Consider the following 15607-nt stretch of genomic DNA (forward strand, 5'->3'; position numbering starts at 1 on the left):
CGAGCACCAGACTGGCAAGCTCGAACTTAAAGCAGCCTTTGTGCACTGTTTGTTAATGATGTGGATAACGTTACTGAAGCGCAGGCTGGTTGTCCCATGCTAAAAACTCCACATCATTGACTGAAAATCAATGGAGCCAAATTTTACTTCATTTCAGCGTAACTTAGACATGTAGGTCAAAATGGTTTTTCACCAATTTTGACCTGCAGCTTTATAGAATGGCCTGTGTCAAAACGCATGTGACAAGAGTGCGACACTCAATTGGATATTGTGAATACAAGCCTTCTCCTTCAGGATGTGTACAAGAAATATGAAAAGCAAACGCTGATGATTTGCATTTATAAGGACTAGTTTTGTGACCTTTCGGCAAATCCATGCATTCATTTTGGTTGTAAGATTCGGTACATTTGCTGCCGCAGCGGACCATATGGGACTGACGCAATCTGGGGTCAGCCGTCTGATCACCGAACTCTCTCGCAATGTTGGATTTGAGCTGTTTGATCGTGTGGGACGCGGCGTTCGCCCGACAGCCCGTGGCATGGCCTTTTTCAAAGTGGCTGAAGGCGTTTATGACAACGCCCAAACGTTGCAACGTGTGGCCGCTGAAATTCGCGAAGACGTTGACGACCGGATCCGATTGGCCTGTATTCCAACCCTCGCCACGGCAGTTTTGCCCGCTGCGCTAGAAGAATTTCACGCCAAGTATCCGAATGTCTTCGTGGACATTTTAGCCCAGAATCCACAAGAAGTGATTTCATCTTTCAGTGACCGCAAAGCAGATCTTGGCGTGACCTTAGGGTTTTGCCAAATGGATGGCGTACATAACGAAATCTTTGCCAAGGCAGACTACATCTTAGCCGTACACAAAGACCACGTTTTGGCCCGCTTAAAGAAAATATCCAGCAAAGATCTTGCGGGACATGAAGTCATGGGCTTTGAAAACGACTCTGTTTTACTGCCAAATGATGATGAAACGCTCTTGCTCGCGGATGTGAGCGGCAAGACGTCAAAGCGTATTTGGTGTCAGACCTCATGGGTGCGGTATGCGTTGCTGTCGAATAAGCGCTATGTCAATGTTGCCGAACCGTTTTCTTTCCCAATTTTTGCCAAACATGACATCGTTGCACGACCTTTCAGCCCGCAAGTCACGACAGACTTACGTTTTGTCATGCACAACGAAAAACTACACATTCCAATGTATCAAGATCTCACGGCCAGTTTCCGCAGCAGCGTTGAACACTTTGGCCTTGAACATGATCTACCAATCTATGTGACGCCGTGATGTGAGCCTACACAACTTTTCGAAAATTTTACATAAAATCACACCACGTTCTTCTTGAGCATCAGGCAAGGGCACGGATAGTCAGCCCATGCCTGCATCATGCCGCGTCGTTGATCCAATAGATCCGTTCCGTGATAGGCTGCTTCAGTTGCGTTGGCTACCGTAAGAGCAAGCGTGCGTTTCCGACGCCCACATAGATATTGCGGTACACATTGCTAAAATAGGTAGAATCAAACCGCCAGCACGCCAGTACGTATCGTTTTTGCATATGCTTACAGTCAAGAGGTATAGAAACTTAAGCAAAGGAAACAAAAAGACCCAAATTATATATGCACTTGTCATTTTTACAAACATCTTGTTACATCGAAGTAGGTTTACCTTAAGCTATTAATTCCACGTAATCAGAAAGCTAACATGGATCCGCATCCCCTTCAGACGCCCAATTTGCTGACTGCTGTTCAGGAAAAACGCTCAACATTGAGCCCGAAAATGCGCATGATTGCAGATTTCGCGCTGAACAACCCCGAAGAGTTCATTCGTCACAACAGCAAGGATCTTTGCGCCGTTTTAGGTACATCCGAGCCCACATTGATCCGGTTTTGCAAATTTTTTGATCTGTCTGGAGTGGCTGAGTTTCGGATAAATTTGGCGCTCTCATTGGTTGCAAAACACCGTCAAAGTGGCAAGATCGAGCCGCGCGCAGATGACCGCCGCCGACTTAACCGACCGCAAAAAACAGCGATCGCGAAAGCTGCACTTGAACTTGTTGCGGGCGATAGCGCGCTTTTGCTCGACAATGGGTCTACGGCTGAAATGTTTGCGCAAGAACTGGCAGACCTACCGCCCAAAACCATAATGACAAGTGGCCTTGTGGTGGCACAAACCGCCGCCAGCCATGGTCAGCACAACGTTATTGTCACTGGCGGAACGGTCCGCCCTGTATCGATGTGCATGACCGGGCGACTTGTGAATGAAGCGGTGCGCGGGATGCATTTTGATACATTTATCATGGGCGCGGACAGCGTCAGTTTGGATCGCGGGATTTCCACCTTCTTAGAAGACGAAGCTGAAAACACGCGTATATTGATGTCTGCAGCCGAACGCACCATTGTTCTTGTGGATCGCTCAAAGTTTGACAAACCGTCATTGCACCGCATTTGCGACTCAAAGGACGTTGATATCATTGTGACAAACTTGCCAGAGAATAGCGACGTCGTCCGCCGATTTGCAGACAAGGGTATCAAGCTGACGCTCGTTTCAGACGACGCATAGCTTTTTTGCAGAAATTTGGCTGAGGCAACCAAGAACGGCATCAACAACTATAATGAGAGATGCGCCGCTGCCGCTTGATCCAACACGACGGCTACATTTGGGTGCCCACGCAGCGAGGATGCGGGGCAAAACCGACCAATCGGCCCTTCTGCCATCGCTTTCACCGCATCAGCTTTGACAGATCCGCAGGCCAACAGCACAATTTTGCGAGCCTTTAAGATAGCCCCAATCCCCATGGTCACGGCATCTTTGGGCACTTGGGTTTTGTCATCAAAAAAGCGGCTGTTGGCGGCGATGGTTGTGTCGCTCAGCGCTGTGACTTGCGTGCCGCCATCAAAGGCCGCCCCCGGTTCGTTAAAACCGATATGGCCGTTTTGGCCGATCCCCAAAAGTTGCAAATCGATAGGACCATATTGCGCCAAAAGCCGTTCATATTGCGCGGCAGATTCTTGTGGATTGCCAAGGCCTGAGGGCAAATGGATATGATCAGCGGCGATGTCGATATGATCAAAGAAATGGTTCCGCATGTAGTGGTGATAGGATTGCGGATGATCTGGACCAAGGCCAACATATTCGTCCAAGTTGAATCCACGCGTCTGTTTGAACGACACATCCATCCGGCGCAGAGCATCGTACAGCCCCAGCATCGTGCCCCCTGTGGCCCATCCAATGACGCTTTCGGGCTGCAGTTGGACCTGTGCAGCAATCAACTCAGCGGCATAGATCTCTGCAGCGTTCGGGGTATCAAAAACAGTAAAATTCATCGGGATACACAGTGCTCGTTTTTAGTCCAGCGTATCGAAATCTCAATAAGAGTGGCTCGAAATCTGGTTCATTTTTCTGGGATAAGGGCGACAGACGCATCCGATAACGCTCTCATATATACAATAAATTTAATGTGTTAATTGATGATCATCTCGCATCGCGTAAAGTCAGAATTCAACGCCACACAGTCGCCAAGATACGTACCCATATCTACGACCGGTGGTGTGAGACCCATCACCTCATGAGGAATATCAGTCGCCATCGCAATCGCTTGCTCAGGCGCGATGCCCACATGGATGATCATGTTTCTCAAGCAGGTCAGCATATCGATATGCGCCCCTGCGAGCGATCCATTGGCATTGACCAAAGCACCGTCTTTGACGGATATTTTTTCGCCGTAAAGCATGAAAAAGTCAGGCCCGCCAATGGTTGCCATAGCGTCAGAAACCATAAACATGCAACCTGCTTTGGGTCGCGCACGGCAGGCCAGCGCGATCATATCCCAATCGACGTGATGCCCATCGGCGATGATCCCTGCATAGCCGTCAGAGGCCAACGCCGCCGCGATTATACCTGGGTTGCGCGACGTCATTTGCGGCATCGCATTGTAAAGATGGGTAAACCCACGCAGGCCCGCATCAAGTGCCGCGCGGGTTTGATCTGCCGTGGCCATGGTGTGACCGGCAAAGACCTTCACGCCCATATCGGTCAGCTTGGCAATCAAATCCAACGGCACCGTTTCTGGCGCTAAAGTCAACATCACCGGAATATCGGCCGCACGCAATCTTTTGAGCACGTCTAACGTTTCATCTTCAAACGGGCGGATAAACTCAGGATTATGGGTGCCTTTGCGTTCCACATTGATATGTGGACCTTCGATGTGCAGCCCCAAAAGACCACGCATCCCCCAAGCGTCAAGCATCGCGTCGCAAGTCCGCCGCAGGGTTTCCGCGTCGCTTGTGATCACTGTCGGCAACACCCAAGACGTGCCCAAACCACGCAGAGTGTCGACAATGGTTGCAATGCCTTCAGGTGTCGGCTCAGAGTTGAGCATCACGCCGCCTGCCCCGTTCACCTGTAAATCGGTGCAGGCAGGCATCAAAATATGCGGGGTGAAGTCTGGTTGATCATCGGCACTGCGCGCGCGCTGCTCAACCACACGCCCTGCTTCAAACAGTACAGCTTGGCCCGCGACCAAAGCACCGTCTTGCCAAAGGAGATCTGGACAAATCAAAGTCATGAGATGACATCCAAATAAGGCGATAGCGCCGTTTCAATTTGTGCATGAATAAGCGATTTGGACAGGCTTTGCCCTTGCGTCACCAAGACATCTGCACGCTCAACGACCTTACTGTCAAAATACTGCGACAACAAAGGCCGCGCGGGCGGGGTCATGTTGATCCGTTTTTCAAGATCAGTCGTGGCAGCAACAGCCTCAGGCGTGGCCCAGTAATAGCGAATACGATCCGCGTAACCGAAATGGCGCATCAGTTTTTGCGTCGCCGCATCACCGTGGTAATGGCTTTCCCATGGTGTTGTATCTGCCAACATCAGCCTTTCCATCACTTGCGGCAGGCTTTGGCCCTCATAGCTCCACTGATCAATCGCAGAGAGTGCATAAATTGCCTCGCGGTAGGCAAAGGTCAAAGCGGGTCCCACTTTCATCACTGAAAAATGCCGCCGCGCCAGATCGATGAACACTTCGGGGATTTGATAATCCGTGGAATGCGCCTCAAAGGACATCTGCGGATGATCCGCGATCACGGGTGTCAAAAGGTCGGGTTGCTCTAAGTCAAAAACATGCACATGAGCTGGCGCAAATTCCAAACCGGGTTGCACCACAAGCGCGCGCACGCGAGGCCAAACATGGCCTAGCCCTGCGGCTTTAAAGGCCTCATGAGTAATCTCAATCGTGCGGGCGGCGTCCTGCGGATCAGTGGGGTGGACCAATTCGTCGTCATGGCGCGCGCCACCGGGGGGCGGCACTTCGGTGCCAACGATATAGGACAATGTTTCTGGGTTCGAACTGGCCGCCTCAGCCACGGCCGCGAGATCAGCAGCCCGCGCGGCACACAGATCGTCACCGACTGTTGCCCCCTCGCCCAAACAGCCCTCAGAACAATCAAGGTGGATTTTGGTAAACCCAGCTTTGACATAAGCCGCTATCATCTCGCGAGCTTTGGCCATCGCTGCCTCTGGCGCTTCAGATTTCCACGCTTGCGGGCCAAGGTGGTCGCCACCGAAAATGATCCGTTCAGGGTCAACACCGCCGTCTTTAGCCAATTTGAGCACAAAGGCAATATAGTCGTCTGGCGTCATATGGGTATAGCCGCCAAACTGATTGACCTGATTGGACGTGGCTTCGATCATCATAGGAATGTCGCGTTCTTGGGCCAAACGCAGGCTGGCGATCAGTACATCAGGATGCGCTGTGCACACGGATGTAAACGCGAAATCTCCCTGTGCGCGATTGCGGGCAACGCCTTGTGCAAAGTCTAACATCTTCGTCCTCATTTCAGTGGACCGCGTGGTCCGTATATGCGTGCCTCAAGCGGGCTATGTATTTTCTTTCATGGCCATCAAGGCCATACCGCGCGCGCCCGAACTGTCGCCGTGCTGCGCAAGTAAAATCTCTGGTTGGCCTGTGTCGCTGAATTGCTTTTGCCGCAAAGCCTCCGCGAGGCGCGGGATCAAACCGTCGATCAGTGAGGCGCCCCCGCCCAAAACGATGCAGGCGGGATCCAAAGTCAGTTGGATCGCAAACAAGCATTCCGCGGCAAGGTCTTCCCAGATGGACAGCACTTGCTGCGCGATCTCCTCGCCGGCCTTAGACCGCGCGGCAATGTCTTTGCCCGAACAGGTCTCGTTGGTTTTCAGCTCGTACAATGTCGTCAGCGCACTGCCGGACATATAGCGTTCCATGCAAGCGGTTTTACCGCAGCCACAGGACCAAAGCGGCAAATTGTGGCGCGCAACAGCCTGCGCAGACATTCCGATATGTCCAATTTCGACAGCCAGCCCACTGTGACGATAGGGCAGCGTGCCACCCACGCAAAGCCCTGCTCCAACACCAGTGCCAACGATCAAGCCGACAACGCTCGGATAGTCTTGCCCCGCGCCGCCGTTGGCCTCTGAATAGGCCAGTGCCATGCAGTCATTCACTAGTGGGATATTGCGCCCATAGCGCGCTTTAAGAGCTGCGCCAATATTATGCCCAGACACAGGAATGTTCGAGGCCGTAGCTATGCCTGTCGTCGGGTTGATGATCCCTGCAAGCGACACACCGATGGGCAGATCTGCCTGCTCAGATATGGCATAAAGCCAATCGATTTGTGCGCAAAGCCCCACCATGAAAGCATCGAAATCTGTCGTGGGTGTCGCGATGCGTTTCATCTCAATCGTGTGCAAAGACGCATCGAAGGCACGTGCCTCAATTTTCGTCCCGCCAAGATCAATCGCACCGCATACAATCATTCTGCTGCATCCATATCAAAGGGGTAGAGCGTAACCCCAGAAACAACACGTGACAATGTGCCGTGGCCTTCAAAAGGATTGTCCACCGGCAGGCTCAGCGCCTGCGACCACATCACCGCCCAAATTTGAGCGGCGAGCACATAAAGCACCCCGTCCCAGCGCGCGTCTTTTGTGCCAACAAAGGAAACCGTGCAAGCCTCTTGCCCAATGGTGACGACTTTGGCATTCGGGTATTGAGCCTCGATTTCGCGTGCCACGTCAATATCATAGCGCCCTGCCCTCGGGTCTGGGTGGATCATCACAGCAATCAAGGTGCCGTCTACGACAGCCGCTTTTGGCCCGTGACGAAAGCCCAAAGTGCTGTCCCATTGGGTCATGGTCTGACCCGCAGTCAGCTCCAACACCTTCAAAGAACTTTCGCGGGCGATGCCTTTCAGCGCACCGGAGCCAAGGAAAATTGCACGTTCAGGACGATCCATCACAGTGCTTGAAAGCTGCGCGATCAAACGACGCGCGGATGTTGCCAAGGTGCCAATTTGCGATTGCAAATCAACCTCAAGATCCAAAACCGACAAAGCCGACAAGAGCATCGTGGTAAAGCTAGAAGTCATCGCAAAGCCGCGATCATGGGTGGCTTCAGGTAAAATCATCACGCGGCGCTCGCCTGGTCCAGGCGCCACACGGGTCGCCAAGGCACTGTCTTTATTGCACGTGATATGCAGCTGGTGAACTTGCGGGGCCAATCCGTCCAACATATGCATGGCGCCAATGGTTTCCGAGCTATTGCCACTGCGTCCAAATTGGATGACCAAAAGATCGTCCCGCATCTTGGGCAAATCCATCGCAGCGCCAACCACATCGGTTGTCGCAATCGAGCGCAACGTCAAGGTCGGATGCGCCACAGCCGCCAGAGTATCGCCGATGAAAGCCGACGTACCAGCACCCAAAAACCAGACCTCACGAATGCCTTTGTCTTTGATCCAAAGCCCTATATCGGTGCGCGCTTGCGCCAACTCAGGCACCCAAGCGTCCCAGATATCTGGTTGTGAATTGATTTCCCGCCACGTTTCTGCTGTGCATGAAAAAGTCATTATAAACGTCCTTAATTACGTGTCAGTGCAGCCAAACGGCGCTTTGACAGTTTGGGGGTTGGGGACCAAGAAAAATCGGCTTGAAAAGGGTACACCTGATCGCCGCGTTTGGTGTTCTCAAGCTGCGCCATGTCTTGGTTGACCGCACCATCGGTCAAGGCCATCAGCGCAGGGTTTGCTATGGGGGCCAAATCGGGCGACAGATAGCCGGATTTGACCACGATGAGACTTTGCTCGGCGGGTTCGATGCCGAACTTGCGAAAGTCCTCAAAATTGTGAAACGGTCTGCGGCGGGCGGTGACAATCACCAGATTGCCACTCACGTTGATTAACACCTCGGTGCCCTTGCCGTCCTCTGTGTCGATGATCTGAACGACTGATGCGTCCACCGTCAACCGCGGGCCACCTTGGCCAAGAGCCGCGCCAATTTGGATCGTCAGCAAAGCACCCACACCAGCATCACGACAAGCATAAGCCGCCGGCGCATCGGTGATGCCAGCGATCACAGCGCCCGAAATGCCCTGTTGCAGCAAGGATTCCAGAACGTCTGCGCGATCGCCAACACCACCACCCGTCGGATTATCACCACTGTCCGCCAAAATGACGGGGTGGCTCTGCTCAGCCAAAATAAGCTGAAGACAGTCTTTAAGCGGCTCTGAGGTCACGCCGAATGCGAACTCAGATCGCGCAGTCCAATAAGACGTGGCAAGACGTGTGGCACTCTCAAAAGCCGCAGCCTCATCTGTCCCTGTGACCACAGCACAGGCCGTCGCCCGCGGCGTATCGGCCCAAACATAGCCAACCATCAGATTGGCATCCAAAATGCCGTCTTTGGCATCCTCTAAGGGCAACAACGCGTAGAGCTCTCGTGCGGGACTATCATCCGTCGAGCTGCGTTCACCGGGCATCAACACTGGCACGGGGGCCCATGTCACGAAAGGCACATTGCCCGTGCGAATCGCGTCTATACACATCGTAAAGGCGCGCATATGGGTTTGAACAACATCGATATGTGGCGCAGTGCGAAAGGCTGAGAATATATCAATCTGATCAATGACTTGCTGGGTGATGTTTCCGTGTAAATCAAAGCTGGTTGCGATGATACAATCTGGCCCCACAAGGTCGCGTATAGATTTAAGCCAATCGCCTTCTGCATCTTCCATCGCGGGATCATGCCCCGCGACATGAACCGCGCCGTGCATGGCCAGATAGACCGCATCCACAGGCAGGCATTCTTTAAGGCGTTGCAAAAAATCGGCCTTGAAGGCGTCATAAGTGCTTGCCGCAATCGGACCGCCTGGCACGGAAGACACATAAGACAGACCCAGCGCAGTCACGTCTTGCGGCACGGTCAGTTGCAATTTTTCGATCACATTCTGCCCAAAGTATCGCGCGAAATCATCTGCTGTTTGCAGCAAAGGATTATAGGTCGAACACTCAGTGTGAAGGCCGCCAATTGCAATGCGCATGTGATGGATCCTTATAGCTGCGGCATATGCCGGCTGATGGCGCAAAAACGGGGCCAACTTTTTTGTGACATGGGCGTCCAGCCGCCTTCTGCCACGGCGTAGAACCGTGGGAAAACCAGATGATTGAACAGCCCGCGGGTAAAGATGTGCTCGGTCCAGATACAGGCCTGAACACCGGCCAGCGCGCCACGATCAGCAGCAGGCAGATCGCCTTCGGGGTCGAAATCATAGCTTTGCTTGGGTGGGACAACGCCTGCCCACTGCGCACCGGGTTCATCCCAGCCGGTGGATTGAACCATATCCATGTAATAGGCTTGACCGGGGCTTGCGACCACGCGGTAACCTTGGGCCGTCAAAGCAGGCACGAGGTCGGGGTTTTGCCACGCGATCAGCAAAGTGCCCTCTTGATCGACGCCGCCGCCATGGCTGACTTCGTCCCAACCGGCAAGGTTTTTGCCGTTGTTGCGCAAAATCTTTTGTACGCGGCGTAAGAAATAAGCTTGAATTTCTGGTGTGCCCGCAAGCCCTTCGGATTGGCGCAGACCTTGCGCCTTGGGCGATGTCATCCAAGAGCCTTCGGCAACTTCGTCCGCGCCCACGTGGATATAAGGACTTGGGAAGATGTCAGCGATTTCGGTCATGACCTTTTCGATGAACTCATAGGTCTCAGGAATGGCGGGGTTCAGCGCGTTGTTCGGATAGCCCTGCACAGATTTCGAACTGTTCACCTGCTCGTCAGGATCAACAAGATACGGCAAGGCCAGTAAAACAGCGGCACAATGCCCTGGAATGTCAATTTCAGGCACGATGTCGATGTGCAAATCGGCGGCATGGGCCACCACAGCGCGCGCCTCAACTTGAGTGTAATAACCACCGTATCGTTTGGCGTTATGAGCGTACTGCCCCACCATAGCGCAGTCTGGACCACGCACAGATCCAATATCAGTGAGCTCAGGATAGGCTTGAATCTCAATCCGCCAGCCTTCGTCATCGGTCAAATGCCACTGGAAAACATTCATCTTGGCCCAAGCCATAATATCGATCAGGCGGGTGACTTCATCTTTCGTGTAGAAATGCCGCGACACATCCAAATGCCCCCCACGCCAGCCAAAGCGCGGCGCGTCAGATATTGTGCCAGAGGTCGGAAATTGGAAGGTCTCAGGCGCATGGGAAGCCCCGTGCACCAATTGTGCGAGGGTCACCAAAGCGTAAAACAAGCCAAGCTCGTCGCCATAGGTCACACGAATGATTTTGCCCTCGAACGACAGCTCATAAGCCTCTTTGGCCACATCGCCCTGCGCGAACTGAAGTGCCATATCACCATCATCAAGACGAAAAATTTCGCGTGCCTCTGGGTATAACCGCGCATGCAGCCCAGCCACGCGCATCATTGCTCCACGCTCGGCCGCAGTGGCATCGGGGACAAAAAGACGTGGCGCGGCGCAAAAGGCATCAACTTTGACTTCACTGGGCCAAGGTTGCAGCATCAAAGGCAGATCAAGCTGCCCCTGCGGATAGTCACGCAATGGCCCTGTGTCTTTCAGATCTTTGCAGATCAGATCGCCGACTTGCACCTCTAAAACATCATCGCCATTGAACAAAACAGCCGATTTCGGACCGTCCAAACGGTGTGATGGAATGTGATGTTCAATGCTTTCAAAGCCAAAGGTCCAGCTGCCACCCGCGGGCACAACCAGCGCGTCAGGGGCTGCGAATTCATGATAGTTGGCATAGGCTTTTGACAATTTTGCGCCAAAGACCACAGCCTCATCCGCCATGCGGGTCATGGACGAAAACCCGACACGAAACCCTGTCAAAGGCTGCGCGGAACCATTGTAAAACGTGTAAGTAAAGCGCGTGTCTTCGCGGGTCGTGGCACCGTTGAATTCGGCCTCAAGGCGGTAAAGGGACATAGTGGATTCCGTCTCATCTTTTGCGCAGCGCGAAGCTGACATTTATTCATTTAAAATCAGATCACTGCGCGCCATATCTCATGTGCGCAATATCTGCGTCACTCCACGTTTAAGCTTGGCAGCTCAACTGTCGTCAGCGCGACTTGACGCTCGAAGGCCAATCCATCTGGCCCGAACAAATGACAGTCCGTCGCATTGATCCCGAAGTGGGTCTTTTGCCCGACTTGAACCGGCGCGGTGCCTTCCAAAACGGACATGAACTGGGACGCATCGCCTTCAAGCGAAGAATAGACAACAGTGTGGATGCCAAGGCGCTCCACAACCGACGGCACACCCGCCAATTGAATGTCGCCGCCTTCGGCCACGATATGTTCAGGACGAATGCCAAGAGTGAGTGTCTGCCCCACAAGATCAGCGCCTTTGTGGTCTGCTGTACTGACAGGCACGGTCAGCGCAGTCCCGTTGGACAGCTCAACCGATACGCCATGTTCAGTGATCGACTTGCAAGTGACAGTTTGGAAATTCATTTTGGGGTTGCCGATAAAACCCGCGACGAACAGGTTTTTGGGCTTGTGGTACAGCTCAAGTGGCGAGCCCACTTGCGAAATATAGCCCCCGTCCAGCACGACGATACGGTCCGCCATGGTCATGGCTTCGACCTGATCATGGGTCACGTAAACCATGGTGGCGTCAAGATCGTGGTGTAAACGCGACAGCTCAACACGCATATCGGCACGCAAAGCGGCATCCAAATTCGATAGGGGTTCGTCAAACAAAAACACGGATGGATCGCGCACGATGGCACGGCCAATTGCAACACGCTGACGTTGACCGCCAGACAGCTGACCTGGCTTGTGCTGCAGGCGCTCGTCGAGTTGCAAAATAGCAGAGGCACGCTTCACTTTCGCGTCCATGTCAGCCTTGCTCATCTTGGCAACGCGCAATGGGAAAGCGATATTTTCATAGACCGACATATGCGGGTAAAGCGCGTAAGATTGGAACACCATCGAGATGCCGCGTTCAACAGGAGCAAGGTTGTTCACCACGGCGCCGTCAATCATAACCTCGCCAGATGTGATTTCCTCAAGCCCAGCAATCATCCGCAACAGAGTGGATTTCCCGCAACCGGATGGCCCAACGAAAACCACAAATTCTCCGTGATCGATATCGAGGGACACGCCCTTGATCACTTCTGAGGTTCCAAAGCTCTTGCGAACATCGCGCATTGTTAACTGGCCCATGGGACACCTTTTCCATCTTAACGTGAGTGTTGATCTTAGCGGCTGCCCCGCCACCATGGGCGGAGCAGCCAAAGATAGGTTTACTTAACGGCTTCGAGTTCTTCGGCGGCGTATTCCACAGCTTCCGCTGCATCGACTTCACCCAAGATCACACCTTGAAGCGCTTCATTAAGCACGTCTTGCATCGCTACGTAATCTGTGACGAATGGCTCTGGACCACCATCAGGAATGACGTTGATGAACGGTGCCCAAGTCGCGTCAGCGTCAATCAGCGCGTCAACTTCTGGACCTGTACGAATAGGTGTGTAGCCTTCCGCGATATCGAACGCCATTTGGTGCTCTGGGCTGGTCAAGTATTTGGCCAAAGACAAAGCAGCATCTTCAACGCCAGAGTCTTTGAACACGGCCAAGCTGTCTGTGATCAACAAAGACGAAGACTTGCCCATTGGCCCCGCTGGGAAGGGTACAACGCCCGCGTCCAAATCTTCGGAAATGCGACCTTTGAGCCAATGACCATCGATCAACATGCCGACTTTTTCTTCGCCAAATAAGATCTCAAGCTTGCCGCGATCGTATGCAATTGGGCCAGGCTCTGAGTAAGGCACGAGTGCTTCAACAAAGGCCAAGGCCTCAACGTTGTTGTCGCTACCGAATACGATTTCGCCGTCAGCGTTGATAACTTCGCCACCGTTGGAATACATCACGGTCATGAACTGGTGCATTGTGTTGTCAAAAGACGCACCCGCCATGCCATAGCCAGCTGCATCTGTGTTCTCTGTGATGGCTTTGGCAGCTGCCAAAAGCTCGTCCCATGTTGTAGGTGGTGTTTCAGGATCAAGACCCGCGGCCGCGAACAAACCTTTGTTGTACCACAAGGCTTTTGACGAAAACGCACGTGGCATGCCCCACTGTTGGCCTTCCCAAGTCACTGTGCCCAAGATTGGGGCCGCGTAAGATTCGGCTTCTTCGTCAGTCAGGCTCACAGGAATGATCAGATCATTTTTAGCCAATTGCTTGAGCGTGCGTGAGCCAAGGTATGCAAGCGACGCAGGGTTGCCAGCGGCAGCCAAAGTCATGGATTTCTCTTGGCACTGGCCCCAAGGTACAAATTCGATGTCGACAGCGTAATCAGGATTGGCGGCTGTCCATTCGTCGATCAGCGTTTGCTGAACTGCGATACCTGGCGTGGTGTCGTCGCCACACATGATCATGTGCAAATCAGTGGCAGCAAAAGCACCGCTGACGTTGGCGGCAGTCGCAAGCAGCGCGACGCCCAATGTTGTTGTGAATATTTTCATTTTTGAACTCCCTGTTCATTTGAAATGTTGGTTTCACGTTTTGATGATGAGTTTGTCTGTTTAACGACGTTTCTCATTCTTTCACCGCCCCAGCCGTCAAACCGGCAACGATGTATTTTTGTAGGAAAATGTAGACGAACATCACCGGCAAGATACCGACCAAACTGGCCGCCATAAGCTCGTTCCAAACCACACGTTGGCGTCCAAAAAACTGGAACAGGCCGACAGGCAATGGGTTGAGCTCGTTTACAGAATTAAATGTCAAAGCATAGATGAACTGCTGTGCATAGGCCGCGATAAACGTCGCGATGGCCACAACCACGATCCCCGGCAAAGCGACAGGAATGATCACCCGCACCAGCGTATACATACGCCCTGCCCCGTCGACCAATGCCGCCTCTTCCAACTCACGTGGGATCTTCATCAGGTATGAGCGCAACAGCCAGATGCCAGTGGGAATAACAAAGGCGGTACCCGGTGCGATCATGGCAAAGTAAGTGTTCAAAAGCCCCAGGCCCATCATCACTTTGTACAGCGGAATAATCAGTACCGCACCGGACACCATGTTCACCGCAAGAAACGCCCCAAGCAGGATGTTCTTGCCTTTAAATTCAAAGCGCGAAAACGCATAAGCCGCAGGGACAATGGCCAACAGACCACAGATGGTCACAGCCATCGCAATGCCCAAAGAGTTCATCATGTAGCGGAACAACAAGGGCACAGAGTCCCACATCGAGACATACGCATCAAAAGACATGTCATCCGTGATGAAGCGGTACGGAATAGAAAACAGCCCATCAAGCGGCCGCATTGATACCAAAAAAGCTTCAACAAACGGCGCCAAGATAAAAGTTAGGAACAGCGCAAGACCGGTATAAATGAGAACATATTCCCACCAACGATAACGATTGATCATTTGACGCCTCCTCGATTGGACAGTTTGCGGATCAGTGAGAAATAACAGGCCGAGAAAATCGACAAGAAGATAACGATCATCACAGCGCGTGCGGCACCTTCGCCGTAGCGGAACCGTGAAATAGCTGTTTTGTAGGTATCGATGATCATCGTGGTGGTCGCATTGCGCGGACCGCCTTCGGTCAAAATCCAAATGATATCAAAAGAATTAAAGGTCCAAATCGAAGCCAATAGCGCCATGGTCGAAATCGCGGGCATGATCAGCGGCAATGTGATGCGGCGAAAGCGATACATCCGTGACGCGCCATCGGTCCATGCCGCTTCATATAGATCGCTCGGCACACTTTGCATCGCGGCTAAAAGATAGACCGTAACCAATGGCGTTCCGATCCAGACATCCGTGACGATTGTCGACATGAAGGCCGAATTTTTATAGGCGAGAAATTCAAATGGGCCGGACAGGATATGCAGACGTTGCGCAATCCCTGAAATCATCCCGAACTGACCATTGTACATCCATCCCCAGATAAACACCCCAATCGCAATGGGCACGATCCAAGGGGGCATCACCAACAGACGCGCCAAAGTGCGACCTGGCACAGAGGCATTGAGCAATACAGCGCCAAATATGCCCATGCACATTTTAAAAGCGACTGACAGGCTCATCCAGTAAAACGTACGCGCAATCACTTCTGGGAAACGGCGCGAAAACATCTCTTCGTAGTTGTCCAAACCAACATAATGCGTGGCTGGGTTCATGGACGCGTCAGTGAACGACAGACGGATTGTTTCTACCAAAGGCCAAGCGACGATGATCAATGTGATCAACAAGGCCGGTATCAGCAACAGATAGGGAAACCAGTCAATTTTCTTACCGTGAGACATAT

At 52.7% G+C, this 15607-nt stretch carries 13 protein-coding genes; 2 read left to right on the forward strand and 11 right to left on the reverse strand.

The annotated features are described in order from the left end of the window. The first annotated feature begins 355 nt into the window (after positions 1-355). Together WNY38_RS02535 and WNY38_RS02540 are read left to right on the forward strand one after the other, a co-directional pair. A complete protein-coding gene (locus tag WNY38_RS02535) occupies positions 356-1282 on the forward strand; it encodes a LysR family transcriptional regulator (RefSeq protein ID WP_342855732.1) in 927 nt (308 codons plus the stop codon). A gap of 414 nt (positions 1283-1696) precedes the next feature. Further along, entirely contained in the window at positions 1697-2554 is an 858-nt protein-coding gene (locus WNY38_RS02540) for a transcriptional regulator (protein ID WP_342855733.1), read from the forward strand. A gap of 47 nt (positions 2555-2601) precedes the next feature. Here the strand turns inward: WNY38_RS02540 and nagB are convergent, their stop codons facing one another. The 11 genes from nagB to WNY38_RS02595 all read right to left on the reverse strand — a co-directional run bounded on the left by nagB (position 2602) and on the right by WNY38_RS02595 (position 15605). Further along, complete coding sequence (gene nagB / locus WNY38_RS02545; protein ID WP_342855734.1) at positions 2602-3318, reverse strand: glucosamine-6-phosphate deaminase; 717 nt, start codon at positions 3316-3318, stop codon at positions 2602-2604. 137 nt (positions 3319-3455) lie between these two features. Beyond that, positions 3456-4559, reverse strand: a complete 1104-nt coding sequence (locus tag WNY38_RS02550) for an N-acetylglucosamine-6-phosphate deacetylase (protein WP_342855735.1) — start codon at positions 4557-4559, stop codon at positions 3456-3458. Next, positions 4556-5821 (reverse strand): class II D-tagatose-bisphosphate aldolase, non-catalytic subunit, encoded by a 1266-nt coding sequence (locus tag WNY38_RS02555; protein WP_342855736.1) that lies wholly within the window; start codon positions 5819-5821, stop codon positions 4556-4558. The genes WNY38_RS02550 and WNY38_RS02555 overlap by 4 nt, the downstream gene beginning before the upstream one ends. Positions 5822-5875: 54 nt before the next feature. After that, entirely contained in the window at positions 5876-6793 is a 918-nt protein-coding gene (locus WNY38_RS02560) for an ROK family protein (protein ID WP_342855737.1), read from the reverse strand. Continuing rightward, positions 6790-7884, reverse strand: a complete 1095-nt coding sequence (locus tag WNY38_RS02565) for an SIS domain-containing protein (RefSeq protein ID WP_342855738.1) — start codon at positions 7882-7884, stop codon at positions 6790-6792. The genes WNY38_RS02560 and WNY38_RS02565 overlap by 4 nt, the downstream gene beginning before the upstream one ends. Positions 7885-7895: 11 nt before the next feature. Next, positions 7896-9353: a M81 family metallopeptidase gene (locus WNY38_RS02570; RefSeq protein ID WP_342855739.1), complete on the reverse strand. Its 1458-nt coding sequence runs from the start codon at positions 9351-9353 to the stop codon at positions 7896-7898. 11 nt (positions 9354-9364) lie between these two features. Beyond that, positions 9365-11266 (reverse strand): family 20 glycosylhydrolase, encoded by a 1902-nt coding sequence (locus WNY38_RS02575; RefSeq protein WP_342855740.1) that lies wholly within the window; start codon positions 11264-11266, stop codon positions 9365-9367. Between the two features lie 98 nt (positions 11267-11364). Further along, entirely contained in the window at positions 11365-12507 is a 1143-nt protein-coding gene (gene ugpC, locus WNY38_RS02580) for a sn-glycerol-3-phosphate ABC transporter ATP-binding protein UgpC (protein WP_342855741.1), read from the reverse strand. An 80-nt stretch (positions 12508-12587) separates the two neighbouring features. Continuing rightward, on the reverse strand, positions 12588-13805 hold the full coding sequence (locus WNY38_RS02585; protein WP_342855742.1) for a sugar ABC transporter substrate-binding protein: 1218 nt from the start codon (positions 13803-13805) through the stop codon (positions 12588-12590). Positions 13806-13878: 73 nt separating this feature from the next. Then, a complete protein-coding gene (locus WNY38_RS02590) occupies positions 13879-14721 on the reverse strand; it encodes a carbohydrate ABC transporter permease (protein ID WP_342855743.1) in 843 nt (280 codons plus the stop codon). Further along, positions 14718-15605 carry a sugar ABC transporter permease gene (locus WNY38_RS02595; protein ID WP_342855744.1) on the reverse strand — a complete coding sequence of 296 codons (888 nt, stop codon included), beginning with the start codon at positions 15603-15605 and terminating at the stop codon, positions 14718-14720. The genes WNY38_RS02590 and WNY38_RS02595 overlap by 4 nt, the downstream gene beginning before the upstream one ends. Between the last annotated feature and the right edge of the window lie 2 nt (positions 15606-15607).

Origin of the sequence: Pacificibacter sp. AS14 (genome assembly GCF_038899935.1) — a bacterium.
Lineage (GTDB): Bacteria > Pseudomonadota > Alphaproteobacteria > Rhodobacterales > Rhodobacteraceae > Celeribacter.

Bases quoted from the DNA above. Each gene is read 5' to 3' on its own strand.
- WNY38_RS02565 (WP_342855738.1), bottom strand. From the start codon at position 7,884: ATGACTTTTTCATGCACAGCAGAAACGTGGCGGGAAATCAATTCACAA.
- WNY38_RS02550 (WP_342855735.1), bottom strand. From the start codon at position 4,559: ATGACTTTGATTTGTCCAGATCTCCTTTGGCAAGACGGTGCTTTGGTC.
- WNY38_RS02590 (WP_342855743.1), bottom strand. From the start codon at position 14,721: ATGATCAATCGTTATCGTTGGTGGGAATATGTTCTCATTTATACCGGT.
- WNY38_RS02560 (WP_342855737.1), bottom strand. From the start codon at position 6,793: ATGATTGTATGCGGTGCGATTGATCTTGGCGGGACGAAAATTGAGGCA.
- WNY38_RS02540 (WP_342855733.1), top strand. From the start codon at position 1,697: ATGGATCCGCATCCCCTTCAGACGCCCAATTTGCTGACTGCTGTTCAG.
- nagB (WP_342855734.1), bottom strand. From the start codon at position 3,318: ATGAATTTTACTGTTTTTGATACCCCGAACGCTGCAGAGATCTATGCC.
- WNY38_RS02585 (WP_342855742.1), bottom strand. From the start codon at position 13,805: ATGAAAATATTCACAACAACATTGGGCGTCGCGCTGCTTGCGACTGCC.
- WNY38_RS02575 (WP_342855740.1), bottom strand. From the start codon at position 11,266: ATGTCCCTTTACCGCCTTGAGGCCGAATTCAACGGTGCCACGACCCGC.
- WNY38_RS02570 (WP_342855739.1), bottom strand. From the start codon at position 9,353: ATGCGCATTGCAATTGGCGGCCTTCACACTGAGTGTTCGACCTATAAT.
- WNY38_RS02555 (WP_342855736.1), bottom strand. From the start codon at position 5,821: ATGTTAGACTTTGCACAAGGCGTTGCCCGCAATCGCGCACAGGGAGAT.
- WNY38_RS02595 (WP_342855744.1), bottom strand. From the start codon at position 15,605: ATGTCTCACGGTAAGAAAATTGACTGGTTTCCCTATCTGTTGCTGATA.
- ugpC (WP_342855741.1), bottom strand. From the start codon at position 12,507: ATGGGCCAGTTAACAATGCGCGATGTTCGCAAGAGCTTTGGAACCTCA.